The organism is Lentzea sp. NPDC058450, assembly GCF_042721395.1.
Taxonomy (GTDB): Bacteria; Actinomycetota; Actinomycetes; order Mycobacteriales; family Pseudonocardiaceae; genus Lentzea.
Map to the genome: position 1 here is coordinate 126,154 of NZ_JBHXLO010000015.1, position 26,488 is coordinate 152,641.

Sequence of the window (26,488 nt, forward strand, 5' to 3'; positions counted from 1 at the left end):
CGCCGAGCAACATCAGGCCTGTGTGATGAGGTGCTTGCTGGGCAGGTAGTCGATCTTCCAGTCCTCGTAGACACCGGCCAGCCCGCAGCCCAGGCACTCCAGCCCGACGGACACCCAGCGCACCTCGCCGTCGGGCAGGCAGGACGACCCGAGCGCGGCGGCGAACTCCTCGCCACCGCACGTGCACTCGCACTCCTCCGCGTCGTCCTCGTCCCAGTGCTCCTCGGAGTCGGCGAAGAACTCCGCCTTGCCGCACCCGAGACACGTCCGGCGCACGCACTGGTCCTCGGTCATCTGCACGCGGAACTTCCCGCCGCCGCACCCGCCGCACACCGACGCGACGACGTGCGTGACCGGGTACCCGTCCTCCTGGTACTCGCGGATCGCCTCGGCGAGCGTCATCCCGCCACCCGGTTGATCTCGTCGCTGCGCAGGATCCGGTCCGCGTGCGCGCCCTTGGCCAGCGCCAGCATCGCGCGCCCGAGCAGCTCCGTCGTGGTCACGTACTTCGGCGCCACCTTGCGCAGCACCGGGAACAGCCACGACGACCACGTGTAGACGTACCGGTAGATCCGCGTGCGCGACGTGATCCCGTGCAACGGCTGGATGAAACCGGGCCGCACCACGAACGCGGGCCGGTCGAGCGCCAGCAGCTCGTTCTCCGTGCGCCCCTTCACCCGCGCCCACATGGTCTTGCTGTCGGCGTCGGCACCCTCACCGGACACGTACACATAGGTGCCGCCCACGACCCGTGCGGCCTCCACCGCGTAGTCGTGCGTCACGGGCGTGTACTGGGCTTCGGTGAGACCGGCCGAAGTCACGCCCATGCAGTAGAAGCACGCGTCGGCATCGGCCAGTTCGGCGGCGATCGCCGACAGGTCACTGAAGTCGGCGTGCACGACGTGCCGCAGCTTGGGGTCGCTCGTGCTCGACGGCGACCGTCCCACCGTCACGACGGAGTCCACGTCGGGGTCGAGCAGGCTCTCCCGCAACGCGCCCTGACCGACCATTCCGGACGCACCGAAAATCACTACCTTCACGTCTTCAAACCTAGTGCAGCTCCCGCACCGCGCCGAGGACGCGCTCGGTGTCCCCCGTCGCCAGCAGGTCGAGCAACGCCCCTCGCAGCAACGCGAGCTCGCGCGTGCGCGCCGCCAGTCCCGCATCGGTGTCGCGCACGTCTGACGGCTGCGCCGCGCGCAGCACCTCCAGCCAGTCTTCGACAGTCGCGCGCGCGAAGCCCGCCCACGGTCCGTCCGGCTCCACGAGAGAGCGCGCGTAGGCCTCCAGCCACAACGTCAGCAACGGCCGATGCGCAGGCGCTGACAACCACTCCCACAGCCGTTCGACCACCCCCGGCCCGGTGCCGATGTCGGCGAGCAGCGCCAGCTCGTCCGCCCGCGCCCGCGCCAGCAACGCCCTGACCAGGCCGTCCTTGCTGTCGAACAGGTAGAGCAGCACGCGCGTGCTCGACCCGATGGCCGCCGCGAGCGGCCGCAGCGACACGTCGGCCAGGCCGTGGGTGAGCACGTAGCGGTAGGCGGCTTCGAGGAGCTCGGTCTCGCGGGCGGACGGCATGGGGCTATTCTCGCATTACTGAAACACTCGTGTCAGTGGAGGAGACCCATGCTGATCCGCCCGCTCGACCAGCCTGGTGACCTGGGCTGGGTCGTCCAGGCCCACGGCGAGCTCTACGCGTCCGAGCTCGGCTGGGACACCTCGTTCGAAGCGTTGGTCGCCAAGATCGTCGGCGACTACGCGACCGATCACGACCCCACGAGAGAGGGCGCGTGGATCGCTGACTTGGACGGCCAACGCGTCGGGTGTGTGTTCTGCGTCCGTGAGGACGACACGACCGCGAAGCTGCGCGTACTGCTCGTGCACCCCGACGCGCGTGGGCACGGCGCGGGCAACAAGCTCGTCAGCACGTGCGTCGAGTTCGCGCGCAACGCCGGTTACGAGCACATGGTGTTGTGGACGGTCGGCGGGCTCGACTCGGCGCGGAAGATCTACGAGGCGCACGGGTTCGCACTCGAAGAAGAGGTGCCGCAGCACAGCTTCGGCCACGACGTGACCGGCCAGGTCTGGAGGCGCGAGCTGCGGATTTCATGATCGCCGAACAGTCCCGCAACCGCCCGCTGCGACGTTCTCCCCCAGCACGACCCACGAGAGGGGAACGAACATGAGGGTGACGACCACCGCGGTCATCGGCGTTCTCGCCGCCGCGTTCGCCGGCACGCTGACCATGGGCACCGCCCAGGCCGCACCGGCGCAGTACCGCATCGAGGTCAAGACCTGCAACGTCGAGAACGCGGGCACCGACTCCCGCGTCGAGGTGCGCCTGAACGGCACCACGTCGTCCGCGTGGATCAACCTCGACAACCCCGGCGACGACCGCGAGCGCGGCAAGACCGACTCCTACAACTTCACGCTGTCCGACCTCGGCCCGCTGTCGTCGTTCGACATCGCGTTCGACAACAAGGGCGACAGCTCGCACTGGTGCCTCGAGGAGGTCGTCGTGCGCGGTCCGCAGGGCGTGACCCTCCACCCGCACCACAACTGGCTGCGCAGCGCGACCACGAAGGCGAACCCGCTCCGTCTCGGCGCGGCCTGAGTGACACCGGCCCGCTCTCCCGAGCGGGCCACCCTCAGAGCATGCGGGTCACGTACGGCATGATCCCGCCGTACCGCACGGGCGAGATCCGCACCACGGCACCGGAGTGCGGCGCCTCGACCATCATCCCGCCGCCCAGGTAGAGCGCCACGTGCGTGCCGCCGCCGGGTCCCCAGAAGATCATGTCGCCGGGGGCCATCTGCGACAGCGGCACCTTGCGGCCGGAGTTGTACTGGTAGCCGCTGTAGTGCGGCAGGTACACGCCGACGCCCGCGAAGGCGTACATCATCAGGCCCGAGCAGTCGAAACCGATCTTGCGGTAGTCGCCGTACGAGTCGGCGACGCCGCCGTCGCGCACGCCGTACGTCGGGCCGTAGTAGTTGCCACCGCCCCACGCGTAGATGACACCGCGTTGGGCCAACGCCCGGTTGATGACCGTCTGCACGCGGTTGCCCGACGGCGCCGGTGCGGACGCGGCCGGCCTGGGTGCGGGAGCCTGCGGTGCCGGGGCGGCGGCAGCAGCGGCGGCCGCGGCCCGGCGGGCGTTCTCCTCGTCCTCCAGCCTCTTCGCCTCGGACCACTGGTCGTACTGGCGGCGCTGGGCCTCGAGGCCGCTGACCTCACCGCGCGCGGCGGCGAGTTCTCGTTCGACGGCGTCCTTGTTGCCCTGAAGTTCCTGGGTCGCGGCGGACTGCGCGGAGTGCGCGTCCACGGCCGCCTGCTGGGCCTGCTCGGCGACCTTCTTGGCCTCGTCGGCCGCCGCCTGCTTGACCTCGGCGTTCTTCAGCGCGGCACGGGCGGCGGAGTCGAGGTTCGCGGCGGTGCCCTGGTCGCGGGTGACCTGGTCGAGGCGGTTGAGGCTCGACGCCGACACCGCCTCCAGCATCTGGGCGCGGGCGAGCAGGTCCTCCGGCGACTTGGCGCCGATGTAGGCGGAGAACGACCCGACGGTCGTGCCCTGCGCGTAGGAGGCGGCGGCGAACTCGTCGAGCTGGCGGCGGCTCTCCTCGACGGCGGCGGACGCGGCGTCGGCCTCCACGCGGGCGGCGGAGGCCTGCTTGCGCGCGGCCTCGGCCTCGGAGATCGCGGTCTCCAGGTCGACGCGCGCCTTGTTCGCGAGCTCGCGCTTGTACGACAGGTCGTCGAACAGCTCCTGCAGGCGCGATTCGGCCTGCGTGAGCCGCCCGGTCAGCTCCCCGACGCGAGAGGCCTTCGCGTCCGCCTCCGCCCGGGACGCCGAGATCTCCGCGTCACTGGGGTTCGGCGGAGGAGGCGGCACGGCGGAGGCCGTCCCCGTGAGGACGGCCGTCATCAACACCACCACGGCGGAGAGTCGTGTCAACACAGGGCATCACCTCCGACCGCATTAGACCAATCAGACGCATCCGGCGCATCAGGAACTAACGCACCGTCAACCACACGTGTCACAGTGGAACACGGTCGGTGGTCCTTTTGGGACGATCGAAGTCCGGCGTGTCGCCGGTATGGACTAGTTGACGTTCATCAGTTCACGCCGCGGTCCCGGCCCGTCCAGTACGGCTCGCGGAGCTTGAACTTCTGGATCTTCCCGGTCGCCGTGCGCGGGATGGAGTCGCGGAACTCGATCGACGTCGGCGCCTTGTAGCCCGCGAGCCGCTCCTTGCAGTGCTTGACGAGCTCCGCCTCGGTGGCCTCGCCGGAGAGCACGACGAGCGCCTTGATCGTTTCACCCCACTTCTCGTGGGGCACGCCGATGACCGCGACCTCGGCGACGGCCGGGTGCGAGAACAGGCAGTCCTCGACCTCGATGGACGAGACGTTCTCGCCGCCGGTGATGATCACGTCCTTCTTGCGGTCCGAGATCGTCAGGTAGCCGTCGTCGTCGAAGTAGCCGCCGTCGCCGGTGTGGAACCAGCCGTCCTCGATGGCGTCCGCCGTGGACTCCGGGTTGTCCCAGTAGCCCTCCATGACGACGTTCGAGCGCGCCATCACCTCGCCGTTCTCCGAGATCCGCAGGTGCGCGCCCAACGCCGGCGCGCCCGCCCGTGACTGGAGCTTCGCCCTCTCCTCCCCCTGCGGACCCGGCTGGGCCCGGTTGAAGGTGAGCAGCGGCGCCGTCTCGGTCAGGCCGTAGATCTGCAGGAACTCCCAGCCGAGCTCCTCGGTGACGCGCTGGATCGTGCGCGAGGGCGGCGGCGCACCGGCGCACACGATCCGCACGGTGTCACGGCCGGGGATCTCGCCGTCCCACGTCTGCGCGGCGTCGAGCACGGCGTTCCACACGGCCGGTGCGCCGCACATGAGCGTGACGCCGTGGTCGCGCACACGGCGCAGGATCTCGTTGCCGTCGACTTTGCGCAGCACCACCTGTGGCACACCGAGGCCCGCGAGTCCGAACGGCATTCCCCAGCCGTTGCAGTGGAACATCGGCAGCACGTGCATATACACGTCGCCTTCCCACGCCCGTGTGTGCATGGCGAACGTGACGGCGTTCAGCCAGATGTTGCGATGCGTCAGCTGCACGCCCTTAGGCCGCGCGGTCGTGCCCGACGTGTAGTTGATGGTCGCCGTCGCGTCCTCCGAGGGCGCGCTCCACGGCCGTGGCTCCACATCGAACCGAAGCAGCGACTCCGACTCCTCGCCGAGCGTGAACCGATGGCGCGCCACGACGTCATCGAGTTCGAGCTCCGGGTCGACGAACAACGCCGACGCGCCGCTGTGCTCGACGATGTACTTCACCTCGTCGGGACGCAGGCGGAAGTTCACCGGCACGCAGATGCGGCCGCTGCCGGGCAGCGCGTGCAGCAGCTCCAGCATCCGCGCGGAGTTGTGGCTGACGACGGCGACCCGTTCGCCCTCGCCGATGCCCAGCGCGTCGAATCCCGCCTGCCACGCGCGCACGCGTTTCGCCATGTCCGCGTACGTCGTCGTCTCGACCGGCTTCGCGGGCTGGTCGGGTTCGTCGATCGTCGCCGTGGTCGCCGCGAACGCGAACGACGCCCGGTCCAGGAAGTCCGTGGTGATCAGCGGTACGCGCATGGACCGACACTACGACCAGGTGCTCGGATCTCCCCAGGACGAGAACTGGCCTCCCCCGGATGGAGGAACGGAACTGAGCTCGGGGAGCACGTCGGCGACGGGTTCGTGCAGCACGACGGCCGCCACGTCGTCGTACGGCGTCGGCTCGGCGTTGCAGATGACGACCTGGGCGCCCGCCTTCGCCGCCAGCGGCACGAGTCCCGCGGCGGGTTGCACGGACAGCGATGTTCCCGCTACCAGCAGCACGTCGCAGTCCAGGGCGGCGAGCCGAGCGCGGCGCAGCACCTCGCCGTCGAGCTCCTGTCCGAACGACACCGTGGCGGACTTGAGGATTCCTCGGCACCGCAGGCAGTCCGGGTCGTCCTCGCCCTCCGCGACGCGCTTCAACGCGTCGCGCATCGGGCCCGTGGCACCGCAACCGAGGCACACGGTGGCGTGCAACGTGCCGTGCAACTCCAGCACGCGGTGCGGATCGGAGCCCGCCTTCTGGTGCAGGCCGTCGATGTTCTGGGTGACGACGGTGCGCAACCGGCCGGACCGTTCGAGCTCCACCAACGCCTTGTGCGCGGCGTTGGGTTTCGCGGTCCACACGGGACTGTCGAGTTTCGCCCGCCAGGAGAGCCTGCGCACGGCGGGGTCGGAGACGTAGGCGTCGAGGGAGGCGCCGAGCCCGGCGTCGGCGTCGCGCGTCCAGAGGCCGTCGGGGCCGCGGAAGTCCGGAATGCCCGAATCGGTGGAGACTCCGGCGCCGGTCAGCACCGTGATCCGGTGGGCGGACGCGACCAGCGCCCGTGCCGCTGCGCACGCCTGGGACCCCATCGGTTCACACTAGTCGGGTGCGCAGCGCTGTGGGAGCCGCCATCGCGGCAGTGGGCTTGGTCACGACCATCGCGGGGACTTTCCTTCCCTGGCTGAAATCCGGATCGACCACGAGGGACAGTTACGAGGTGCTCTCGCTGCGTGATCTCGCCGGGTTGGACGGGGTGGCGGGGACCGTGGTGACGTCGATCTGGGTGGGGCTAACGCCACTGGCCATGGTGGCGATTGGTCTCTACGTGGTCCGTTTTCCACGATTCGCCGCGTGCGTCGCACTTCTCTTTGGCACGATCGGGGGAACCGTGGCCCTACTAGCCACAGTCCAAGGGGATAGCAAGGGTTCATTGGTCGGAATCAGCATCGCCGGACCAGTCACGACCCTTGCCGGTGCCGTACTGACGATCGTGGGGGCGATCACGGTGCTCACCTCGACCAGGCGCAGCGCAGTGAGAACCTCAGGAGGGAACCCGTGAGCTACCCAGGTGGTGGCGGTGGCCAGTGGCAGCCGCAGAACAACCCGTACGGCCAGCAGCCGCAGCAGCCGCAGCAGGGCGGCTACCCGCAGCAGCAGCCCGGCGGTTACCCGCAGCAGGGCGGCTACCCGCAGACCGGGCCTCAGGGGTTCCCCCAGCAGGGCTACCCGCAGCAGGGTTTCCCGCAGACCGGACCGCAGGGCTTCCCGCAGCAGGGCTTCGACCAGCAGCCGTACGGCTACGCGCCGATGGGCGGCGAGCCGCCGAAGAAGAAGCGCACCGGCCTGGTCGTCACGGCCGTCGTCGCCGTGTTGCTGCTGATCGGCGGCGGTGTCACGTTCTTCGCGCTGAAGAAGGCCGACCCCGGTGCGAACGCCGGTCAGGACACCCCGGCCGTCGCGGCGAAGAACCTCATCGAGCAGCTCGGCAGCGGTGACGTCGTCGGCATCATGGCCTCCCTGGCGCCGGCCGAGGCCGCGTTGTCCAAGGACTACATGGAGTCGATGACGAAGGAGATGAAGCGGCTCGAGATCCTCAAGAAGGACGCCGACCCGAACAAGCTCACCGGCGTCGAGTTCAAGAGCGAGGGCATCAAGTTCGACGAGGCCAAGGCCGAGAAGATCAACGACCACCTCACCATCAACAAGCTGGTCGAGGGCAAGATCACGATCACCTCGGACGCCTCGAAGATCCCGCTCACGGACAAGCTCGTGGACGCCCTGGGCGACGACCTGAACCTCACGTCGACCAAGTCCGAGACCCTCGACATCACCGCCGAGGTCGCCAAGCGCGGCGCCCCGATCGGCATCGCGTCGATCAAGGTCGACGACAAGTGGTACCCGAGCGCCTTCTACACGATCGCCAACGCGGTCCTGGAGGAGGAGAAGCTGAAGTGGCCGTCGCAGGGCATCGCCGCGGCGGGCGCGAACTCGGCCGAGGAGGCCGCGAAGCAGATGGTCAACGCCGCGCTCGACGCCGACCTGACCAAGGTCATCGCGCTGCTGCCGCCGGACGAGGCGGGTGTGCTGCAGGACCTCGGCCCGTTGCTGATCGACGAGGCCGGCCCGCAGAAGCCGACCGGCGCCAAGCTGAACGCGCTGGAGACCGACGTCAAGGACGTGACCGGCGGCAAGCAGGTGACGATCAAGAAGCTGTCGATCACGGCCGAGGGCGAGACGGTGACGATCACCCGCGAGGGTGACTGCTACGCCGCCGACGTGCCCGGCCAGGGTTCGCAGAAGCTCTGCGCGGACGAGATCACGCAGCTCCTGCAGCAGCAGGGCGGCGCGAAGATCCCCGCCGAGGCCGTCGAGATCATCGGCCGGGTGGCCGGTTCGATCATGAAGACCGGTGTCGGCGTCGTCTCCACCGAGGTCGACGGCAAGTGGTACGTCAGCCCGGTCCGCTCCTACTACGAGCTGGCGCTCACGCTGTTCCGCGGCTTCGAGCCGAAGGACGTCGACGCGCTGATCGAGCTCATGAAGAAGTAGTCCCGCACCGCTCTGACCAGGGCCCTGTCATCCGCAACAGCGCGATGACAGGGCCCTGGCAGCACGTGGGCGAAGTGTTGCCGCCATGGACACACAGGTTCTGATCATCGGCGCCGGCGCGACCGGCCTGACCCTCGCACTCGACCTCTCCCGCCGCGGCGTGCCGTTCCGCATCGTCGACGCCGCGCCCGCGCCGTTCGCCGGCTCGCGCGGTAAGGGCCTCCAGCCGCGCAGCATGGAGGTCTTCCACGACCTGGGCGTGATCGAGCCGGTGCTGGCGTCGGGCCGGTTCCACATGAAGATGCGCGCCTACCGGGGTCTCGAGGTGGTGCGCGAGTGGGACGTGCACGAGGGCCGCGAGCCCACCGTCGACCGCCCGTACGCGAGCACGATGCTGATCCCGCAGTTCCGGGTCGAGCAGATCCTGCGCGAGGCGCTGCCGCAGCCCGTCGAGTACGGCATGCCGCTGACCTCGTTCACCCAGGACGACTCCGGCGTGACGGCCGTGGTGGGCGGCGAGACCGTGCGGGCCGCCTACCTGGTCGGGTGCGACGGTGGGAAGTCGTTCGTGCGCAAGGAACTCGGCGTGTCGTTCGTCGGCGAGACCCACGAGGACATGCGGATGCTCGTCGGCGACGTCCGGCTCTCCGGCCTCGACCGCGACCACTGGCACCAGTGGGGTGGCAGCGTCGACCAGTGGCTCGCGCTGTGCCCGTTGCCCGGCACCGACCTCTTCCAGTTCCAGGCGACCGGCGACGGCGACCCGTCGGTGGAGCTGTACCGCGAGATCATCCGCGAGCGCACCGGCCGTGACGACGTGGTGCTGCGCGACGTGACGTGGATGTCGTTGTTCCGCACCAACATCCGCATGGTCGACCGGTTCCGCGTGGGCCGCGTGTTCCTCGCGGGCGACTCCGCGCACGTGCACTCCCCCGCCGGCGCGCAGGGCATGAACACGGGCATCCAGGACGCCTACAACCTCGGCTGGAAGCTCGGCATGGAAACGCTGCTCGACACCTACGAGGCCGAGCGCAAGCCCGTCGCCGAGTGGCTGCTGGGCATGACCACGGCGATCGCCATGTCCGGCCTCCCGTTCCAGAAGCGGGGCGACGAGACCCTGCAGCTGTCGTTGTCGTACCGGACCACCGACGGCCCCGGCCTGCAGCCCGGCGACCGCATGCCCGACGGTGTCACCGACCAGGGCCGCGTCTTCGACCTGCTGCGCGGCCCTGACTTCGTGACGCTGGACCTCGCGGAAGGCCCGGTCCTGGTCCGCCCCGACGGCTACGTGGCCGCCGTCGGCAGGTCAGCGATCGACGCCTACTTCGGCGCGAACCCGGTCACGCAGCTGCACCACCGCCGGGTCGCCGCTGGGACCGCCGCGTAGCCGTTCCGCCTCGTCCAGGGCGTCCTTCGCCCGTGCCGGATCGCCCTGGGCGAGCAACCAGTCCGCGTACGACTCCAGGATCGACGCCCGCGCGGGCCCGTCCGCACTCCGGCTGACGGTGTCGAGCGCCGTCCGATGCTCCTCCCCCGCCTCCCGGAGCCGTCCCAGCCGCGTCAGCGCGAGCCCGAGCCCGGCGTGCACGGTCGCCTTGAACTGGTTGGCCTTCACGTCGCCCGCGACCACGAGAGCCCTGCGGTACAACGCGACCGCCTGGTCGAAGTCGCCGCTGAAGTACGCCACCTCGCCGTGCGCCTGCTGGATCCGCCCGCGTTCCAGGTCGATCGCCGCCGCCGGCACCTTCGCGAGATCCTCCCCGGCCCCGGCGAGATCCCCGATCCTGATCTTCAACCGCGCCGTCAGCACCAGCACCGACATCGGCACCAGCACGCTGTCCGGTTCCCCCAGCTCCTCGGCGACCCGCGTGGCCTCCGCGGCCGCCGCGAACCCCTCGGCGAACGCACCCCGGTTGATCAGCACCATCACCAGGCACGACAGCCCGAAGACCACGGCCCACCGATCACCGACCACGCGGAACAACTCCAACGCCCGCCGGTACTGCACCTCGGCCTCGGGCGCGGCCCCCTCGCTGAACTCGCCGGCCACCACCCCGCGCACCAGCGCCGAGAACGCCCGCATCCACGCGTCCGGCGACCGCTCCAACCGGTCCGCGAGCACCGCGAGCCGCTCACCCAGCTCGCGCGCACCCCAGACCTGCCCGCTGGTCAGCATCAACGCGCACAACGCCGTGGGCACGTCCTCCAGCCACAACCGCTCTGCCGCCGTGACCGCGTCCGGCGTGCCGAGCGAGGCCAGCACCTCCGCCAGCGCGTCACCCCGCACCTGCGGCGCCCACCGCCGAATCTCCTCGAACCGCTTGGTCATCACCAGCCAATGCCACGTCCGCGCGGCCATCATCCGCCGCGCGACACCCTGGTCGTGCACCACGGCCCACGCCATCGCCGCGTCGAGGTTGGCGCGCTCGACGTCGAAGACCTTCAACGCCTCCAACTGCCGCGGCCCCCGCAACAACGGCTCGGTGCGCTCAGCCAGCTCGGTGTAGCAAACAGCGTGCCGCGCGTGATCGGCCTGCCCCTGCTCCAACGCGTACTCGCGCACCGTCTCCAACAGCCGGTACCGATCCCCGTTGCGCACCACCAAGGACTTCTCGACGAGCGCCCCCAGCAGGTCCTCGGTGTCCCAGAGATCCTGATCTTGTCGGACCTCCTGAGTACGGTGAAACGCAGGGGTTCCCAGCTCGGGGGTACCCCTGCGCGAGCCTGCCCCGGCCACGAAATGCACCGCCGCAGCCGTCGCGCCGCCCACGAACACCGCCAGCCGCGCCAGCAGCGACCGCTCCGCCTCGTCCAGCAGGTCCCAGCTCCAGTCGATCACCGCCCGCAACGTCCGGTGCCGCGCCGGTCCCGTCCGCGCGCCCCGGTCGAGCAACCGCAGCCGGCTGTCCACCCGCGACTCCAGCTGCGCGGCCGACAACGAGCGCGCCCGTGCCGCCGCCAGCTCCACCGCGAGCGGAATGCCGTCCAGGGCAGCACAAACCCGGCGCACGACGTCGAGGTCGAACGCCGACCCGACCCGTGCCGTGAACAGCCGCACGGCGTGGTCGAGGTCCAGGGGCGCCACCGGGTGCACCACCTCGCCGGGGATGCCCAGCGGCTCGCGCGACGTCGCCAGGACGCGCACGTCCGGCGCCTCCGCCAGCAGGCGGACGCACAGCGCCGCAGCGGCGTCGACGACGTGCTCGCAGTTGTCGAGCACCACCAGGGACGAGCCGAGGCGGGTGAACACCGGCGCCGCCAACGGGTTCGGCCCCAGGGCGGCGTCCAGCGCCGCCAGAGGGTCGGCCGCCGAGTCCAGCTCGACGAACCACGCCTCCGTCGTCGTGGCGGCGTGAGTGAGCGCCAGGCGGGTCTTGCCCACGCCGCCGAAGCCGGTCAGCGTGACCAACCTGTTGTCGCGCAACAGATCCGCCAGCACGGCCAGATCCTCGTCGCGGCCGACGAACGAGCCGACCGACGCCGGCAGGTTGCCCCGCGAGACGCGTTCGCGCAGCACCGTCAGGTGGGCGGCCGACAGCGCCTCGCCGGGATCCACGCCCAGTTCGTCGGCCAGGGCAGTGCGAACGCGCGCGAACACCGCCAGCGCGTCCGGCCGCCGTCCGGCGGCGTTCAGCGCCAGCATCAACCTGGCCTGGACGTCCTCGCGCAACGGGTGCGCGGCCGCCAGCGCCTCCAAGCCGGCGAGGTCCGCGCGCAACGACGCCAGCCGCACGGCCTCGTCCACCGCGAACGGCGCCTCCTCGAACGCCGCCCCGCGCCACAACGCGGGATCACGCGTCCGCGCGAACTCCTCGACGTCCGTCGACGCCTCCAGCCGGTAGCCGGACGCGTGCGACGACACCGCCGAGGCACCGACCGCCCGCCGCAGCCGAGACACCAGCGACTGCACCGCAGCGGGACCGTCGACCGGCGGCTCGTCCGGCCACAGGTCGGCGATGAGGCGGTCCGTCGTGACAACCGTGCTGGGCTCCATCGCGAGCCGGATCAGCAACCAGCGCAGCCGCTTTCCGCGCACCTCGACGACAGCGCCGTCCGCCGAGACGACCCGCAGCGGCCCGAGCACGTCGACCCTCACCGGCCCCACCGCACCCCGGCCACCGACCGGCACAGCCGCCGACCGCGCACCGCAACCAGCGCACCACCCACGACCCACACCGTCCCGAGCACGTCAGCCCTCACCGGCACCACCGCATCCCGGCCGGCACGGGCCAGAACGGTCTCCAGCCACGCGCCTCGACCGAAGCGCCGCTGCCCACGACCCGCAGCAGCCGCCGACGCGCACCGCTCTCAGCGACTCAGGCACGTCAGCCCTCGCCACCAAAGCCCGCACGCGCCGAGACACCCGCCCGCCACGCACCGCACCAGGCACGCCGACGCCCGGCAACGTTCGAAGCACGTCGACCTTCATCAGGCCCGCCGCACCCCGACCACCACCGCGGCCGTCACGAGCGCCACGCCGACCGCCGCCGTCCCCAGCACGGACAGCGACGCCCGGTTGTGGCCCAGCGCGTCCAGCACCCAGCCGAGCGGGGTGGCCCGCCCGAGCGGATAAGTCAGCACCACCACCGAGAACACCGCCAGCACGGTGCGCCCGATGGCGTCGAAAACGGGGCGGGCGAACATCAGGCCCACACCGACGCCCAGCAACGCCACTCCAGTATGCGCGGCGAGTCCGACAAAAAATTCGCCCGCCGTGTACGGGTGCGGGTTGGTCACCACCGGCCACACCGCGGCGAGCAGCGCCAGCACGAGCGTGAACAGCACCGCGACCAGCGCGGCGGCCGACAGCACCCGCGACCACCCGCCCGCGGCCACGACGGTGATCTCGCGCCGCACCACGTCCTCGGACGTCGCCACCACCACGGCCATCCACGCCGCGATCGGGTACAGCAACGCCGACGACCCCGAGTACGCCTCCAGCGGCTGCCCGGCGTCCGACGAGAACAGCATCCCCAGCACACCGAGGAACACCAGCAACGGCGCCAGATACCGTTGCCCGCGAAGGACGTCGACAGCGAGATACCGGACGAGAGAGATCACCGCACGCTCCGCACCGAGCACCCGAGCCGCAACGCCTCCGCCAGCACGTGATCGCTGCGGTCCGGCGAGACGAGCACCCGCACCGACGACCCCCGAGTCTGCACGGACCGCACGCCCTCCAACGCCTCCAGCACTTCCAGCGCCGACACCTGACTCAGGTCGATCGTCACGTGCCCACCGGCGAGATCCACGCGCGTGGCCGAGGCGAGGTGTCCTTCGTGGTCGGACACGAGCGCCGTCCGTCCCTCCAGGAGCACCACCAGCTCCGCGGCCGCCACGGGATCGAGACCGGTCCACGGTTCGTCGAGCACCAGCACGTCCGAGGCCAGAAACGCCTGTGCCAGAGCCACTTTCTGGGCGTTGCCCTTGGACAGCTCCGACATCGGCGCCGTCAGCGAGCCGACGAACCCCAGTCGTTCCAGGACATCCGTGGCCGCGGCACGCCGGATGCGCCCCATGTGCGTCAGATAAGACGAAGCGGACATCTTGACGTCAGAAGGAAAGCGTTCGGGTACGTAGCCGATCGAAGCAGGCCTCGAGATCCGGCCGGACGTCGGCTTCAGCACGCCTGCGGCGATCTTGAGCAGCGTCGACTTCCCGGTGCCGTTGGCCCCGGTCAGGACCGTCAGCCCGGACACCTCCAGCGTGAGGTCGCGCAGCACCCAGGGCCCGCGCCCGTACCGCTTCGAAACCTGATCGAGGTGCACCACGCCAAGATAACCACCCATGACGCACCTTCCGCTCGCTTTGGCGTGCATCTGGCTGGGCATGGTCGTGGCGATCTCGATCGAGGCCCCGCTGAAGTTCCGCGCGCCGGGCATCACGCTGCCGCTGGGGCTCGGCATCGGCAGGCTCGTGTTCCGCGCGCTGAACGCCGCGGAGATCGTGCTGGCGGCGGCCACGGCGGTCACGTTCGCGCTCGCCGCGCGTCCCGGGACAGCGACGGTGCTGCTCATCGCACTCGCGGTGACCCTGGCGGCCCAGGTGGCGGTGCTGCGACCCCGGCTCGAAACCAGGGCCGCGGCCATCATCGCGGGCGAGACGCCGCCGAAGTCCCGCACGCACCTCGTCTACATCGCCCTGGAAGGGGTGAAAGTGCTGATGCTGGTCGCGTTCGCGGTCGTCCTGCTGTGATCGGGTCCGGCGAGTGACTTAGGGCAACCTGAGTTGAAGAGGCTTACAGGACAAGCGTACTGTTTGGGGTCGAGGGGCAGCTGTCGACCGCTTGAGGAAGACTCTGTCCCATCCCGAACTGACCACCGCGCTGTCACCAGTTATGGAGTTGCACGTGACTGCACCAGCTAGCAAGGACAGCTTCGGCGCCCGCGGCACGCTCAACGTCGGCGACGCCTCGTACGAGGTGTTCCGGCTGAGCGCCGTGGAGGGCGCCGAGCGTCTTCCGTTCAGCCTGAAGATCCTGCTGGAGAACCTGCTGCGGACCGAGGACGGCGCGAACATCACCGCCGACCACGTGCGCGCTCTCGCCAACTGGGACCCGGCCGCCGAGCCGAACACCGAGATCCAGTTCACGCCGGCCCGCGTCGTGATGCAGGACTTCACCGGCGTCCCCTGCGTCGTCGACCTCGCCACCATGCGCGAGGCCGTCACCCAGCTCGGCGGCGACGCCGAGAAGGTCAACCCGCTCGCGCCCGCCGAGCTCGTGATCGACCACTCGGTCATCGCCGACATCTTCGGCCGCCCGGACGCGTTCGAGCTGAACGTCGACCTGGAGTACGAGCGCAACCGCGAGCGCTACCAGTTCCTGCGCTGGGGCCAGACCGCGTTCGACGAGTTCAAGGTCGTCCCGCCGGGCACCGGCATCGTCCACCAGGTCAACATCGAGCACCTGGCCCGCGTCGTCATGGTCCGCAACGGCCAGGCGTACCCGGACACGCTGGTCGGCACCGACTCGCACACCACGATGGTCAACGGCATCGGCGTGCTGGGCTGGGGCGTCGGCGGCATCGAGGCCGAGGCCGCGATGCTCGGCCAGCCGGTCTCCATGCTGATCCCGCGGGTCGTGGGCTTCAAGCTCTCCGGTGAGCTGCCCCCCGGCGCCACCGCGACCGACCTCGTGCTCACGATCACCGAGATGCTGCGCAAGCAGGGCGTCGTCGGCAAGTTCGTCGAGTTCTACGGCGAGGGCGTCAGCGCCGTTCCGCTCGCGAACCGCGCCACGATCGGCAACATGTCGCCGGAGTTCGGCTCCACGGTCGGCATCTTCCCGATCGACGGCGAGACCATCGACTACCTGCGCCTGACCGGCCGTTCCGAGGAGCAGATCGCGCTCGTCGAGGCCTACGCCAAGGAGCAGGGCCTCTGGCACGACGCGTCCAACGAGCCGGTGTTCTCCGAGACGCTGGAGCTCGACCTGGCGACGGTCGTCCCGTCCATCGCCGGCCCGAAGCGCCCCCAGGACCGCATCGAGCTCACCTCGGCCAAGGAGTCCTTCCGCGCCGCGCTGAGCGCCTACGTCACCGACGCCCCGAAGGGTGACGTGGACGAGGCCATCGACGAGACGTTCCCGGCGTCCGACCCGGCCGCGCTGCACGAGGGCATGACCAACGGCGCCCCGGTGCAGTCCGCCGCGGAGGGCTGCGAGGGCCGCGTCTCCAACCCGGTCAAGGTCACCGTCGACGGCAACGAGTTCGAGCTGGACCACGGCGCCGTCGCGATCGCCGCGATCACGTCGTGCACCAACACCTCGAACCCGTCCGTGATGCTCGGCGCGGCCCTGCTCGCGAAGAAGGCCGTCGAGCGCGGCCTCGAGCGCAAGCCGTGGGTCAAGACGACCCTGGCGCCGGGCTCGAAGGTCGTCATGGACTACTACGAGCGCGCCGGCCTCATGCCGTACCTGGAGAAGCTCGGCTTCCACCTGGTCGGCTACGGCTGCACCACCTGCATCGGCAACTCGGGCCCGCTGCAGGAGGAGATCTCGGCGGGCGTGCAGGAAGGCGACCTCGCGGTCGTCTCGGTGCTGTCTGGCAACCGCAACTTCGAGGGCCGGATCAACCCGGACATCAAGATGAACTACCTCGCGTCGCCGCCGCTCGTCGTGGCGTACGCGCTGGCCGGTTCGATGGACAAGGACATCACCACCGAGCCGCTCGGCCTCGACACCGACGGCAAGCCGGTGTACCTCTCCGAGATCTGGCCGTCGCCGGCCGAGATCGCCGAGGTCATCTCGACCTCGATCTCCGCGGAGGGCTTCACCAAGGGCTACACGAACGTGTTCTCCGGTGACGAGCGCTGGCAGTCGCTGCCCACGCCGACCGGTAACACGTTCGAGTGGGACTCCGAGTCCACCTACGTGCGCAAGCCCCCGTACTTCGAGGGCATGGAGATGGAGCCGAAGCCGGTCACCGACATCGCGGGCGCACGCGTCCTCGCGCTGCTGGGCGACTCGGTCACCACGGACCACATCTCCCCCGCCGGTTCGATCAAGGCCGACTCGCCCGCGGGCAAGTACCTGACCGAGCACGGCGTGGAGCGCAAGGACTTCAACTCCTACGGCTCGCGTCGTGGCAACCACGAGGTGATGATCCGCGGCACGTTCGCGAACATCCGCCTCCGGAACCTGCTGCTCGACGACGTCCAGGGCGGCTTCACCCGCGACTTCCTGGCCGAGGGCGCCCCGCAGACCACCATCTACGACGCCTCGGTGTCGTACGCGGAGGCCGGCGTGCCGCTCGTCGTGCTGGCGGGCAAGGAGTACGGCTCGGGTTCGTCGCGCGACTGGGCCGCCAAGGGCACCTCGCTGCTCGGCGTCCGCGCCGTCATCGCCGAGTCCTACGAGCGCATCCACCGCTCGAACCTGATCGGCATGGGCGTGCTGCCGCTGCAGTTCCCGGCGGGCGACAACGCGTCGTCACTGGGCCTCGACGGCACCGAGACGTTCGACTTCAGCGGCGTCACGGAGCTGAACAACGGCACCACGCCGTCGACGGTGCACGTCGTCGCCACCAAGGCGGACGGCTCGAAGGTGGAGTTCGACGCGGTCGTCCGCATCGACACGCCCGGTGAGGCCGACTACTACCGCAACGGCGGCATCATGCAGTACGTGCTGCGCAAGATGGTCCGCAGCTAGTCCCCGTTCGACCGAAAGGGCCGCTCACCGATAGGTGGGCGGCCCTTTCGCCGTCAATGCGTTCGTAACGGTCCGCGTTCGCCCCGCGATGCCAAGACACCCTGATCATCGCGGGAGATTCCATGAACCTGAGCGTGCTCGGCGACCTGAACTGGTTGGCCGTCGTCGTGGCCACGATCGCCTACTTCGGGCTGGGCGCGGTCTGGTACGCGGAGTACGCCTTCGGCAGGGCCTACCAACGCGCGTCCGGCCAGGACCTGAGCCCTCCGGAGAAGCGCAGCGCGGCCGTCGTCGCCGTCCCCTTGCTCACGTGCTTCGTCATCACCCTCGCGACCGCGATGATCGGGCACGCCTCCAGCACCGACAACATCATGGAAGGCATCCTGCTCGGCCTCGTCGTCGGCATCGGCGTCGCCCTGCCCGTCAGGATGGTGACGGGCAGCTACGACATGACGAAGCCCGCCCCGTTGACGTTCGCGGCCATCGGAGCGGGCTATCACATCGTCGGACTCACGCTCGCGGGCGCGATCCTCGGACAGTGGGTCTAGATGCGTGCTGCCTTGTGCAGTTCACGCAACGCGCGCACGGACGTCACGGCGTACTCGCGGTCCGTCGCCTGCACGGCCATGATGGACACGTACTCGTCGTCGGGCAGCTCGAGGCGGGCCCACGCGGCGCCGTCCGGGAAGCTGACCGACAGCACGTCGTTCCAGTCGTAGTGGTGGGACGTCACGACGTTGCGCACGTCGACACCGGCCTCATCGGCCGTGACGCGCGGACGCGTCAGCAGCAGCACACCGCCCGCCAGCAGGAACCCGAGCACGATCATCGCGACCTGGTCGGAGGTCCGGAAGATCACGCCGGTCGGGGTGTCGCCGAGCAGAATGCCCACCACCGTGAACACGGCGACGAGACCGATCGCGCACGCCCACGCGACGCGGCGGATCTTCTTGGGACGCAACACGATCGCCGTCATCATTCGAATCCCTGCTCGGTCCACGGCTGACGCAGGCCGCGCAACACCAGTGCGGTGTCGATCGCGGCGACGGTCGCCTCGTATCCCTTGTCCTCCACCGAGTCCGGCAGCCCGGCACGGGCCAGCGCCTGCTCCTCGGTGTTCGTCGTCAGCACGCCGTTGCCGACCGGCGTGGACTCGTCCAGCGCCACGCGGGTGAGCCCGTCGGTGACCGAGTCGCACACGTACTCGAAGTGCGGGGTGCCGCCGCGGATGACCACGCCCAGCGCGACCACCGCGTCGTGGTGGCGCGCGAGTTCCTGCACCACAACGGGAAGCTCGATCGCGCCCGCGACGCGCACGACCGTGGTGTCGACGCAGCCGGCGTCTTCAGCGGCCTGCAGGGCACGCGAGACGAGCTGGTCGGTGATCTTGGTGTGCCAGCGCGTCGCCGCGATGGCGACGCTCAGGCCCTTGCCGTCGAGCTTCGTCTGCTCTGGACGGCCCTCGCCGCTCATTCCTGGTCCTCCGTAGCGGAAACAACGGTCTCGTACTGCTCCAGCTGGCTCAGTTCGTGACCCATCCGGTCGCGCTTGGTGCGCAGGTACCGCAGGTTCTCCGGGTTCGGGGAGATCGGCAGCGGCACCCTGTCGAGCACCCTGAGACCGTATCCGGCCTCCAGTCCGACGCGCTTGGCCGGGTTGTTCGTCAGCAGCCGCATGGACTTGATGCCGAGCTCCACCAGGATCTGCGCGCCCGTGCCGTAGTCGCGCGCGTCGGCGGGCAGGCCCTGCTGGAGGTTCGCGTCCACCGTGTCAGCGCCCTGGTCCTGCAGCTGGTACGCCTGCAGCTTGTGCATCAGGCCGATGCCGCGGCCTTCGTGGCCGCGCATGTACAGCACGACCCCACGGCCTTGTGCCGCAACGGCTTCCAGTGCCGCGTCGAGCTGCGGGCCGCAGTCGCAGCGCAACGACCCGAGGACGTCGCCGGTGAGGCACTCGGAGTGCACGCGCACCAGCACGTCCTCGCCGTCGCCGATCTCGCCGTACACCATCGCGACGTGCTCGATGCCGTCGAGCAGGCTGTCGTAGCCGAACGCGGTGAACACGCCGTGCGCGGTCGGGATGCGGGCCTCGGCGGCGCGCACGACCTGGGTCTCGACCCGGCGGCGGTACGCGATGAGGTCCGCGATCGTGATCAGCGCGAGGTCGTGGTCAGCGGCGAAGACCTCGAGCTCGTCGCGGCGCGCCATGTCGCCCTCGTCCTTCTGCGACACGATCTCGCAGAGCACGCCGGCGGGCGACAGACCCGCGAGACGCGCGAGGTCCACCGACGCCTCGGTGTGGCCGGGACGGCGCAGCACGCCGCCGTCACGGGCGCGCAGCGGCACCACGTGACCGGGCCGGTTGAAGTCGGTGGCCTTCGCGGTCGGGTCCGCGAGCAACCGGATCGTGCGGGCGCGGTCCGCGGCCGAGATGCCGGTGCTGATGCCCTCGCGGGCGTCCACCGTGACCGTGTACGCGGTGCCGCGCTGGTCCTGGTTCGTGTGGTACATCGGCGGCAGGTCGAGACGGTCGCAGTCGGAGTCCGTCAGCGCCACGCAGACGTACCCGGACGTGTAGCGGACCATGAACGCGAGCAGCTCCGGCGTCGCCTTCTCGGCGGCGAAGATCAGGTCGCCCTCGTTCTCGCGGTCCTCGTCGTCCACGACGACCACCGGCCGTCCGGCGGCGATGTCCTTGACCGCGCGCTCGATGTCGGCGAAGTCGGTGCTCACTGGGCCTCCTCGCCCGCGATGGCCCGCAGGTGCGGAACCGCCAGTCGCTCGACGTACTTCGCGAGCACGTCGACTTCCAGGTTCACCAGGTCGCCGGGCTGGCGGCGACCGAGCGTGGTGAGTTCGAGCGTCGTCGGGATGAGGCTCACGGTGAACTCGTCGTCGGTGACGGTCACGACCGTCAGCGAGACTCCGTCGACCGTGATCGAGCCCTTCTCCACGACGTAGCGGGCGAGATTCGCCGGGAGTCCGATGTGGACGATCTCCCAGTGCTCCGCCTTCTCCCGCGCGAGAATCGTGCCCGTGCCGTCCACGTGGCCCTGCACGATGTGGCCGCCGAGGCGCTGGCCGACCGCGGCCGCGCGCTCCAGGTTGACCCGGTCGCCCGCGGCGACCTTGGCGAGACTGCTGCGCGTGAGGGTCTCGCGCATCACGTCCGCGGTGAAGGCGCCGTTCTCGACCTCCACGACGGTGAGGCACACGCCGCTCACCGCGATGGAGTCGCCGTGCTTCGCGTCGCTGGTCACGATCGGCCCGGTGATGCGGATCCGTGCCGCGTCGGGCAGGTCCTCAATCGCCTCGACGTGGCCGAGTTCCTCGACGATCCCGGTGAACACCGCTCCTCCTAAGTTTGCGGAACCGCGCTGATCCGCAAGTCCGGTCCGCTCATGGTGACGTCTTCCACGGTCAACCTCACAGCGTCCGTGATGGTTGACACGCCCGCACCCAGCACCGCCGCGGGACCGTCCCCGAGCAGCGCCGGCGCGACGTAGGCGAGCACGCGGTCGATCCTGCCCGCGCGCAGGAACGCACCCGCCAGGGTCGGGCCGCCCTCCAGCAGCACGTCGACCACTCCGCGTTCGGCCAGGGCCTTCAGCACGGTGTCCGGGTCGTGCGTGCGCAAGTGCAGCGCGGTCTGCTGGAGCTTCGCTCCACCCGGCAGGTCGCTCATGCCCACGACCACGGGCAACGGCTGGCGGGGCAGCGGCATTCCGCCGGCGTCCCTGGCGGTCAGCGCGGGGTCGTCCGTGCGGACCGTGTTCGTGCCGACCATGATCGCGTCGAGCTTGGTCCGCAGGTCGTGGACCTCCTTGCGGGAGGTCTCCGAGCTGATCCACTGGCTGGTGCCGTCGCTCGCCGCGATCCGGCCGTCGAGCGAGGCCGCGTACTTCCACGTGACGTGCGGACGGCCCGTGCGCGCGTAGTGCAGCCACGCCCTGAGGGGGCCCTTGGCGACGTCGTCCGCGAGAAGGCCGCTTTCGACCGTGACGCCGGCTTCTTCGAGAACCTTCGCACCGCCCGCGGCCCTCGGGTTCGGGTCGCTGATGGCGTGGACGACGTGCTTGATACCCGCTTCGCGCAACGCTTCGGTGCACGGCGGCGTACGGCCGTAGTGCGCGCACGGCTCAAGGGTGACCACGGCCGTGCCACCCCGTGCTTTCGTGCCCGCTTCCTTCAGCGCCATGACTTCGGCGTGCGAACCACCGACGGGCTGCGTGGCACCGAATCCGACCGCCTTGCCGTCCTCGTCGAGGATCACGCACCCGACCGGCGGGTTGGGGCTCGTGGTGCCCCGCACCCGTTCGCTCTCGGCGATGGCGAGCGCCATCGCGTCCTCGGGCGTCACGTGGTCCTGGTTCCCTGGGCGCCGGCCGCCTGGGCGCGCAGGGCCTCGACGGCCTTGCCGGGGTCGGCGGCGTCGTAGACCGCGGAGCCCGCGACGAAGCAGTCGACACCCGCCTGCGCGGCCTGCTCGATCGTGTCGGCGTTGATGCCGCCGTCGATCTCCACGACCAGCTTGAGGTGGCCGGTGTCGACGAGGTGACGGGCCTGGCGGACCTTGTCCAGCACGTCCGCCATGAAGCTCTGGCCGCCGAAGCCCGGCTCGACCGACATGACCAGCAGCGTGTCGTAGTGCTTCAGGACCTCGACGTACGGCTCCAGCGGAGTGCCGGGCTTGATGCTCAGGCCCGCCTTGCTGCCCGCGGCCCTGAGGTTCTTGGCCAGCGCGATCGGGTCGTTCGCCGCCTCGACGTGCACGGTCACGTTGTAGGCGCCCGCCTCCGCGTAACCGATGGCCCAGCGGTCGGGGTCCTCGATCATCAGGTGGCAGTCGATCGGGATGTCGGTCACCTTGAGCAGCGACTTCACCACCGGCAGGCCGAGCGTCAGGTTCGGCACGAAGTGGTTGTCCATGACGTCGACGTGGATCCAGTCCGACGTGGGCACCGCGGCGAGCTCGTCGGCGAGGCGCGCGAAGTCGGCGGACAGGATGCTGGGAGCGATCATCGGCGTGTGGACCACGAGGATGAAGTCTAGGTGTCCAGCAGGTCGAGCAGGCTGCGGGGAGGCACGTCTGAGACCACGACGACACCCGCTCCGGTGAGTGTCGTGACGTGGGTCTCCCACATCGGGTGACGGCGCTTGTCCGCGTTGGCGTGGGGCGCGACGACGACCTTGCAGTCCTCGACGCCGATCGCCTCGTTCAACGCGGTCAGCGCCTGGTTGTCGCCGATGCCCAGCGCCAGCTTGGCCACGGAGTTCGCGCTGGCGGGGGCGAAGATGAACGCGTCCGGCGTGCGGTACGGCTTGGGCTCGCTCGGCATCCGCGGCTCCCAGCGGATCGGGAGGTCGGTGAGCGCCTGGAGCTGGTCGATCTCGCCGGCCGCCTCGAACCACGGCGCGACCGACGGGGTGAAGGTGATGGCCAACTGCCAGCCCCGTTGGACGGCCGGTTCGGCGAGGTCGGTGCGGAACCACTTCTCCACGCCGCCGCAGCCCGACGCGACAAGTCCGAGCAGACCACGTGTCATGGCGACGATCTTAGGTTCGGTGGCCGGGGCGAACGGCACCGCCGGTTCTCCGACCACCGAATCTCACCGCCGGTCCGACGACACGATCGAGACCCCGACAGACACCATCAGGGCACCAGCCACTCCCGACGTGACTCTCTGATGCCGAACTCCGCCGACTCAGCCGCTCCGGACCCGGCTGCGGACGTCACGGAACTGGGTGACGCGCACTCCGCACGTCACCCACCGTCGCGCCACCGAGCTCGTCTCGCCCTTGGTCCGCTTCCGGCCTGTCCGGCTCTGTCAGACCCCGCCGCTAGCGTCGTTCTCGCAGGTTCTGAGCGCTCAGTTCGGGCGTCGCAGCACCGCGCAGAACATCGCGTCGGTGCCGTGCAGATGAGGCCAGAGCTGGACGTGCGGGCCTTCTCCGAGTCCCGGGACTCCGGGGAAGAGCTCCCGCGTGTCCAGCACTTCGGCCCCGGTCCGCTTGGCGACGTCCGTCACCACCCCGACGGTCTCCGAGAGATGAGGTGAGCACACGACATAAGCCACGACGCCTCCAGGGCGCACCAGCCGCAACGCCTCGGTGAGCAGCTCACGTTGCAACTTCGTGAGCGTGCCGACGTCGGCGGGCTGGCGCCTCCACCGCGCCTCCGGGCGCCTGCGCAGAGCACCAAGACCGGTGCAGGGCGCATCGACCAGCACGCGGTCGAACGCTCCTTCGACGAAGTCGGTCTCGCGCCCGTCGGCGACCTCCACGGTCACCGGCAGGCCGGTGGTGATCTTGCGCACGAGCTCCGCGCGGTGGGGTGCCTTCTCGACGGCGATCAGCTCGCCGCCTTCCAGGCCGACCAGCGCGGCCAGCAGGGCGGCCTTGCCACCGGGGCCTGCGCAGAGGTCCAGCCAGCGGTCGTCCGTGCCCTTGATCGGCGCGCGCGTCAGAGCAAGGGCGCACAGCTGGCTGCCCTCGTCCTGGACGTTGGCCAGGCGTTCCCGGACCGGTTCCAGATCACCGGGATCGCCCGCGCCGGCTTCCAGGTGCACGCCGTAAGGCGAGTAGGGCGCCACGTCGCCGCCGACGATCGCGGCGAGCTCGTCGGCGCTCACCTCGCCGGGGCGGGCGACCAGGTGCACGGCCGGCCGGGCGTCGTCCGCCTCCAGGGCGAGCTTCAACGGTTCCTCGCGGCTGCCGAGGGCCTCGGCGAACGCCTGCGCGATCCAGCGCGGGTGGGCATGACCGAAGGCCACGTTGCCGATCGGGTCGGTGTCCGGGTCAGGTGCGAGTTCGTCAACCCAGGCGGCCTCGTCCTGCTCGGCCACGCGGCGCAGCACCGCGTTGACGAAGCCGGCGACACCGGACCCGAGCTCACCGCGCACGAGGTCGACGGTCGAGGCGACGGCGGCGTGGGACGGGATGCGGGTGCGCAGCAACTGGTACGTGCCCAGCCGCAACGCGTCGAGCGCCGAGCCGTCCACTTCGGACAGCGGGCGGTCCGAGCACGCCTCGATGACGGCGTCGAGCAGTCCTTGTGCCCGTGCCGCGCCGTAGGTGAGTTCGGTGGCCAATGCGGCATCACGGCCGGTGATGCGGCGGTCGCGCAGCATCTGCGGCAGCACCAGGTTCGCGTACGCGTCGCGCTGCCGCACGGCGCGCAGGGTCTCCAGCGCGGCGAGGCGAGGCGGGTCCTCCACGGGTGGCCGGGAGGGGCCGGTGCGGCGCTTCGGCGGGTGCGGCCTGCGCGGGCGGGAAGGCTTGGAGGCGCCTCGCGGGTCGTTGGTCATGCGGTGCACTCCACTGTCTTGGGCTTGCTCGCGGCGGCGAGGACGACACGCCCGGACTCGCGTGCTCCGGCACGGGTCACGAGCGGCGCGTCCCCATCCCGCGCCTCACGGGCGAGGTCGGGTGAGCTCGGTCGGGGGAACGTCACGCGATGCGCTCCCCTGGTTCGATCCGCACGCCGCGCGCCCAGTCGGTGGCGGCCATGCGCTTCTTGCCCTGCGCCTGGACCTCGCCGAGGGCCACGGCGGTGGTCGCGGTGCCCACGAGCACGCGCTTGCGCTCGACGAGCACCTCACCGGCGGGCAGCGTCACGTCGGCGACGGGCGTGACGGGGCCGAGCTTGAGCCGCTCGCCGCGGAACTCGGCCCACGGGCCGGGTTCCGGTGTCACGGCGCGCGCCAGGCGGTCGACGGCCGCGGCGGGCGTGGTGAAGTCGAGGCGCGCGTCCTCGACGGTGATCTTCGCGGCGTAGGTGACGCCGTCGGCGGGCTGGTCGACGGCGACCAGGGTGCCGTCCTCGATGCCGTCCACAGTGGACAGCAGCAGGTCGGCGCCCGAGATCGACAGCCGGGTGAGCAGGTCGCCGGAGGTGTCGCGGTCGCGCACCTTCTCGGTGACGACGCCGAACACCGGGCCCGCGTCGAGCTCCTTGACGATGCGGAACGTCGAGGCGCCGGTGATGTCGTCGCCGTTGCGCACGGAGGCCTGCACCGGCGCGGCGCCGCGCCACGCGGGCAGCACGGAGAAGTGGAGGTTGACCCAGCCGAACTTGGGAACGTCCAGCGTCCGCTGGGGAAGGAGGTTGCCGTAGGCGACGACCGGGCAGAGGTCGGGTTCCAGCGCGCGCAGGCGGTCGAGGAACTCGGGATCGCCCGCCTTGGCCGGGGTGAGGACCTCGATGCCGTGCTCGTCGGCGAGGGCGGCGACCGGGGAGCGCTCCAGCTTCCGGCCGCGGCCGGAGGGTGCGTCGGGGCGGGTGACCACGGCGACGACGTCGTGGCGGGAGGAGTCGATGAAGGCGCGCAGCGAGGGAAGTGCGACCTCGGGCGTACCGGCGAACACGAGTCGCATGGTCAGCTGGACCTGCCGAAGAGTGGGTGCGGGCTCTGCTTCAAGGTGGGCACCGTACCGTCGAACCACGAGGACTGCCGGATCTCGCGCATGGCCTGCTTGCGGGTCTCGGCGTCGAGGCGGTCGAGGAAGAGCACTCCGTCGAGGTGGTCCGACTCGTGCTGGATGCAGCGCGCCAGCGTCTCGGTGCCTTCGACCTCGACGGGCTCGCCGTGCATGTTCCAGCCCTTCGCCACGACGTGCAGGTGGCGCTTGCAGTCCCACGACATGCCGGGGATGGACAGGCAGCCCTCGGAGCCGTCCTGCATCTCCTCGCCGACGACGTCCCAGGTGGGGTTCACGAGGTGCCCCGCGAAGCCGTCGCAGTGGTAGGTGAACACCCGCAGTCCGACACCGAGCTGGGGCGCGGCGAGGCCGGCGCCACCCGCGTCCTGCATCGTGTCCCACAGGTCCTTGACCAGGGTGCGCAGTTCCTTGTCGAAGTCGGTGACCTCGGTGGCCGCGGTGCGCAGCACGGGGTCGCCGAACAGGCGGATGGGTTGGACGGTCACGCA

28 protein-coding genes are annotated in these 26,488 nt (G+C 70.3%); 8 read left to right on the forward strand and 20 right to left on the reverse strand.

The annotated features are described in order from the left end of the window. Window positions 1–12: 12 nt before the first annotated feature. The 3 genes from ACFWNN_RS23670 to ACFWNN_RS23680 are packed head-to-tail and all read right to left on the reverse strand — an operon-like array spanning window position 13 to window position 1,578. A complete protein-coding gene (locus tag ACFWNN_RS23670) occupies window positions 13–402 on the reverse strand; it encodes a hypothetical protein (RefSeq protein ID WP_382442098.1) in 390 nt (129 codons plus the stop codon). Next, on the reverse strand, window positions 399–1,040 hold the full coding sequence (locus ACFWNN_RS23675) for an epimerase (RefSeq protein ID WP_382442099.1): 642 nt from the start codon (window positions 1,038–1,040) through the stop codon (window positions 399–401). The genes ACFWNN_RS23670 and ACFWNN_RS23675 overlap by 4 nt, the downstream gene beginning before the upstream one ends. Window positions 1,041–1,050: 10 nt before the next feature. After that, the gene (locus tag ACFWNN_RS23680) at window positions 1,051–1,578 is read right to left on the reverse strand and encodes a TetR/AcrR family transcriptional regulator (RefSeq protein WP_382442100.1); all 528 of its coding nucleotides are present in this window, start codon (window positions 1,576–1,578) and stop codon (window positions 1,051–1,053) included. Window positions 1,579–1,626: 48 nt separating this feature from the next. On the opposite strand from ACFWNN_RS23680, the gene ACFWNN_RS23685 reads away from it, so the two are divergent. Next, the gene (locus ACFWNN_RS23685) at window positions 1,627–2,112 is read left to right on the forward strand and encodes a GNAT family N-acetyltransferase (RefSeq protein ID WP_382442101.1); all 486 of its coding nucleotides are present in this window, start codon (window positions 1,627–1,629) and stop codon (window positions 2,110–2,112) included. 70 nt (window positions 2,113–2,182) lie between these two features. Further along, entirely contained in the window at window positions 2,183–2,614 is a 432-nt protein-coding gene (locus tag ACFWNN_RS23690; RefSeq protein ID WP_382442102.1) for a PLAT/LH2 domain-containing protein, read from the forward strand. A 34-nt stretch (window positions 2,615–2,648) separates the two neighbouring features. On the opposite strand, the gene ACFWNN_RS23695 is transcribed toward ACFWNN_RS23690, so the two are convergent. From ACFWNN_RS23695 to ACFWNN_RS23705, 3 genes are all read right to left on the reverse strand, one after another. Beyond that, window positions 2,649–3,959, reverse strand: coding sequence for an NlpC/P60 family protein (locus ACFWNN_RS23695; RefSeq protein WP_382442103.1), 1,311 nt, complete (start codon window positions 3,957–3,959; stop codon window positions 2,649–2,651). Window positions 3,960–4,117: 158 nt separating this feature from the next. Next, entirely contained in the window at window positions 4,118–5,632 is a 1,515-nt protein-coding gene (locus ACFWNN_RS23700) for an AMP-binding protein (RefSeq protein WP_382442104.1), read from the reverse strand. Window positions 5,633–5,641: 9 nt separating this feature from the next. Then, entirely contained in the window at window positions 5,642–6,451 is an 810-nt protein-coding gene (locus tag ACFWNN_RS23705) for an NAD-dependent deacetylase (protein ID WP_382442105.1), read from the reverse strand. Window positions 6,452–6,468: 17 nt separating this feature from the next. Here ACFWNN_RS23705 and ACFWNN_RS23710 point away from each other — a divergent pair, with 17 nt between their 5' ends. The 3 genes from ACFWNN_RS23710 (at window position 6,469) to ACFWNN_RS23720 (ending at window position 9,798) form a co-directional block, all read left to right on the forward strand. Next, complete coding sequence (locus ACFWNN_RS23710) at window positions 6,469–6,921, forward strand: hypothetical protein (RefSeq protein ID WP_382442106.1); 453 nt, start codon at window positions 6,469–6,471, stop codon at window positions 6,919–6,921. Then, window positions 6,918–8,411, forward strand: coding sequence for a flagellar basal body protein FliL (locus tag ACFWNN_RS23715; protein WP_382442107.1), 1,494 nt, complete (start codon window positions 6,918–6,920; stop codon window positions 8,409–8,411). The genes ACFWNN_RS23710 and ACFWNN_RS23715 overlap by 4 nt, the downstream gene beginning before the upstream one ends. A gap of 85 nt (window positions 8,412–8,496) precedes the next feature. Then, complete coding sequence (locus ACFWNN_RS23720) at window positions 8,497–9,798, forward strand: FAD-dependent monooxygenase (protein ID WP_382442108.1); 1,302 nt, start codon at window positions 8,497–8,499, stop codon at window positions 9,796–9,798. Here the strand turns inward: ACFWNN_RS23720 and ACFWNN_RS23725 are convergent. From ACFWNN_RS23725 to ACFWNN_RS23735, 3 genes are all read right to left on the reverse strand, one after another. Continuing rightward, complete coding sequence (locus ACFWNN_RS23725) at window positions 9,718–12,507, reverse strand: BTAD domain-containing putative transcriptional regulator (protein ID WP_382442109.1); 2,790 nt, start codon at window positions 12,505–12,507, stop codon at window positions 9,718–9,720. The two genes, ACFWNN_RS23720 and ACFWNN_RS23725, sit on opposite strands and share 81 nt — an antisense overlap. 332 nt (window positions 12,508–12,839) lie before the next feature. Beyond that, entirely contained in the window at window positions 12,840–13,472 is a 633-nt protein-coding gene (locus tag ACFWNN_RS23730; RefSeq protein ID WP_382442110.1) for a hypothetical protein, read from the reverse strand. After that, on the reverse strand, window positions 13,469–14,200 hold the full coding sequence (locus tag ACFWNN_RS23735; protein ID WP_382442111.1) for an ATP-binding cassette domain-containing protein: 732 nt from the start codon (window positions 14,198–14,200) through the stop codon (window positions 13,469–13,471). Before ACFWNN_RS23735 ends, ACFWNN_RS23730 begins: the two co-directional genes overlap by 4 nt. Here ACFWNN_RS23735 and ACFWNN_RS23740 point away from each other — a divergent pair. The 3 genes from ACFWNN_RS23740 (at window position 14,199) to ACFWNN_RS23750 (ending at window position 18,107) form a co-directional block, all read left to right on the forward strand. Next, window positions 14,199–14,606 carry a hypothetical protein gene (locus tag ACFWNN_RS23740; RefSeq protein WP_382442112.1) on the forward strand — a complete coding sequence of 136 codons (408 nt, stop codon included), beginning with the start codon at window positions 14,199–14,201 and terminating at the stop codon, window positions 14,604–14,606. The genes ACFWNN_RS23735 and ACFWNN_RS23740 overlap by 2 nt on opposite strands. A 154-nt stretch (window positions 14,607–14,760) precedes the next feature. Further along, a complete protein-coding gene (gene acnA / locus ACFWNN_RS23745; RefSeq protein ID WP_382442113.1) occupies window positions 14,761–17,559 on the forward strand; it encodes an aconitate hydratase AcnA in 2,799 nt (932 codons plus the stop codon). Window positions 17,560–17,681: 122 nt separating this feature from the next. Then, window positions 17,682–18,107, forward strand: a complete 426-nt coding sequence (locus tag ACFWNN_RS23750; RefSeq protein ID WP_382442114.1) for a DUF1761 domain-containing protein — start codon at window positions 17,682–17,684, stop codon at window positions 18,105–18,107. Here ACFWNN_RS23750 and ACFWNN_RS23755 read toward each other — a convergent pair. The 11 genes from ACFWNN_RS23755 to def form a co-directional block, all read right to left on the reverse strand. After that, window positions 18,104–18,535 carry a PH domain-containing protein gene (locus tag ACFWNN_RS23755; RefSeq protein WP_382442115.1) on the reverse strand — a complete coding sequence of 144 codons (432 nt, stop codon included), beginning with the start codon at window positions 18,533–18,535 and terminating at the stop codon, window positions 18,104–18,106. The genes ACFWNN_RS23750 and ACFWNN_RS23755 overlap by 4 nt on opposite strands. Further along, complete coding sequence (gene ribH, locus ACFWNN_RS23760) at window positions 18,535–19,032, reverse strand: 6,7-dimethyl-8-ribityllumazine synthase (protein ID WP_285642271.1); 498 nt, start codon at window positions 19,030–19,032, stop codon at window positions 18,535–18,537. Before ribH ends, ACFWNN_RS23755 begins: the two co-directional genes overlap by 1 nt. Beyond that, a complete protein-coding gene (locus ACFWNN_RS23765; RefSeq protein ID WP_382442116.1) occupies window positions 19,029–20,291 on the reverse strand; it encodes a bifunctional 3,4-dihydroxy-2-butanone-4-phosphate synthase/GTP cyclohydrolase II in 1,263 nt (420 codons plus the stop codon). The genes ribH and ACFWNN_RS23765 overlap by 4 nt, the downstream gene beginning before the upstream one ends. Further along, window positions 20,288–20,908: a riboflavin synthase gene (locus ACFWNN_RS23770; protein WP_382442117.1), complete on the reverse strand. Its 621-nt coding sequence runs from the start codon at window positions 20,906–20,908 to the stop codon at window positions 20,288–20,290. Before ACFWNN_RS23770 ends, ACFWNN_RS23765 begins: the two co-directional genes overlap by 4 nt. Window positions 20,909–20,916: 8 nt before the next feature. Beyond that, complete coding sequence (ribD, locus tag ACFWNN_RS23775) at window positions 20,917–21,900, reverse strand: bifunctional diaminohydroxyphosphoribosylaminopyrimidine deaminase/5-amino-6-(5-phosphoribosylamino)uracil reductase RibD (protein ID WP_382442191.1); 984 nt, start codon at window positions 21,898–21,900, stop codon at window positions 20,917–20,919. A 14-nt stretch (window positions 21,901–21,914) separates the two neighbouring features. Further along, entirely contained in the window at window positions 21,915–22,580 is a 666-nt protein-coding gene (gene rpe / locus ACFWNN_RS23780) for a ribulose-phosphate 3-epimerase (RefSeq protein ID WP_382442192.1), read from the reverse strand. 26 nt (window positions 22,581–22,606) lie between these two features. After that, entirely contained in the window at window positions 22,607–23,104 is a 498-nt protein-coding gene (locus ACFWNN_RS23785; protein ID WP_382442118.1) for a flavoprotein, read from the reverse strand. 324 nt (window positions 23,105–23,428) lie between these two features. After that, window positions 23,429–24,865 (reverse strand): RsmB/NOP family class I SAM-dependent RNA methyltransferase, encoded by a 1,437-nt coding sequence (locus tag ACFWNN_RS23790; protein WP_382442119.1) that lies wholly within the window; start codon window positions 24,863–24,865, stop codon window positions 23,429–23,431. Next, window positions 24,862–25,011, reverse strand: a complete 150-nt coding sequence (locus ACFWNN_RS23795) for a hypothetical protein (RefSeq protein WP_382442120.1) — start codon at window positions 25,009–25,011, stop codon at window positions 24,862–24,864. The genes ACFWNN_RS23790 and ACFWNN_RS23795 overlap by 4 nt, the downstream gene beginning before the upstream one ends. Continuing rightward, window positions 25,008–25,934, reverse strand: a complete 927-nt coding sequence (gene fmt / locus ACFWNN_RS23800) for a methionyl-tRNA formyltransferase (RefSeq protein ID WP_382442121.1) — start codon at window positions 25,932–25,934, stop codon at window positions 25,008–25,010. Before fmt ends, ACFWNN_RS23795 begins: the two co-directional genes overlap by 4 nt. Window positions 25,935–25,936: 2 nt before the next feature. Next, the gene (gene def, locus ACFWNN_RS23805; RefSeq protein ID WP_382442122.1) at window positions 25,937–26,485 is read right to left on the reverse strand and encodes a peptide deformylase; all 549 of its coding nucleotides are present in this window, start codon (window positions 26,483–26,485) and stop codon (window positions 25,937–25,939) included. Between the last annotated feature and the right edge of the window lie 3 nt (window positions 26,486–26,488).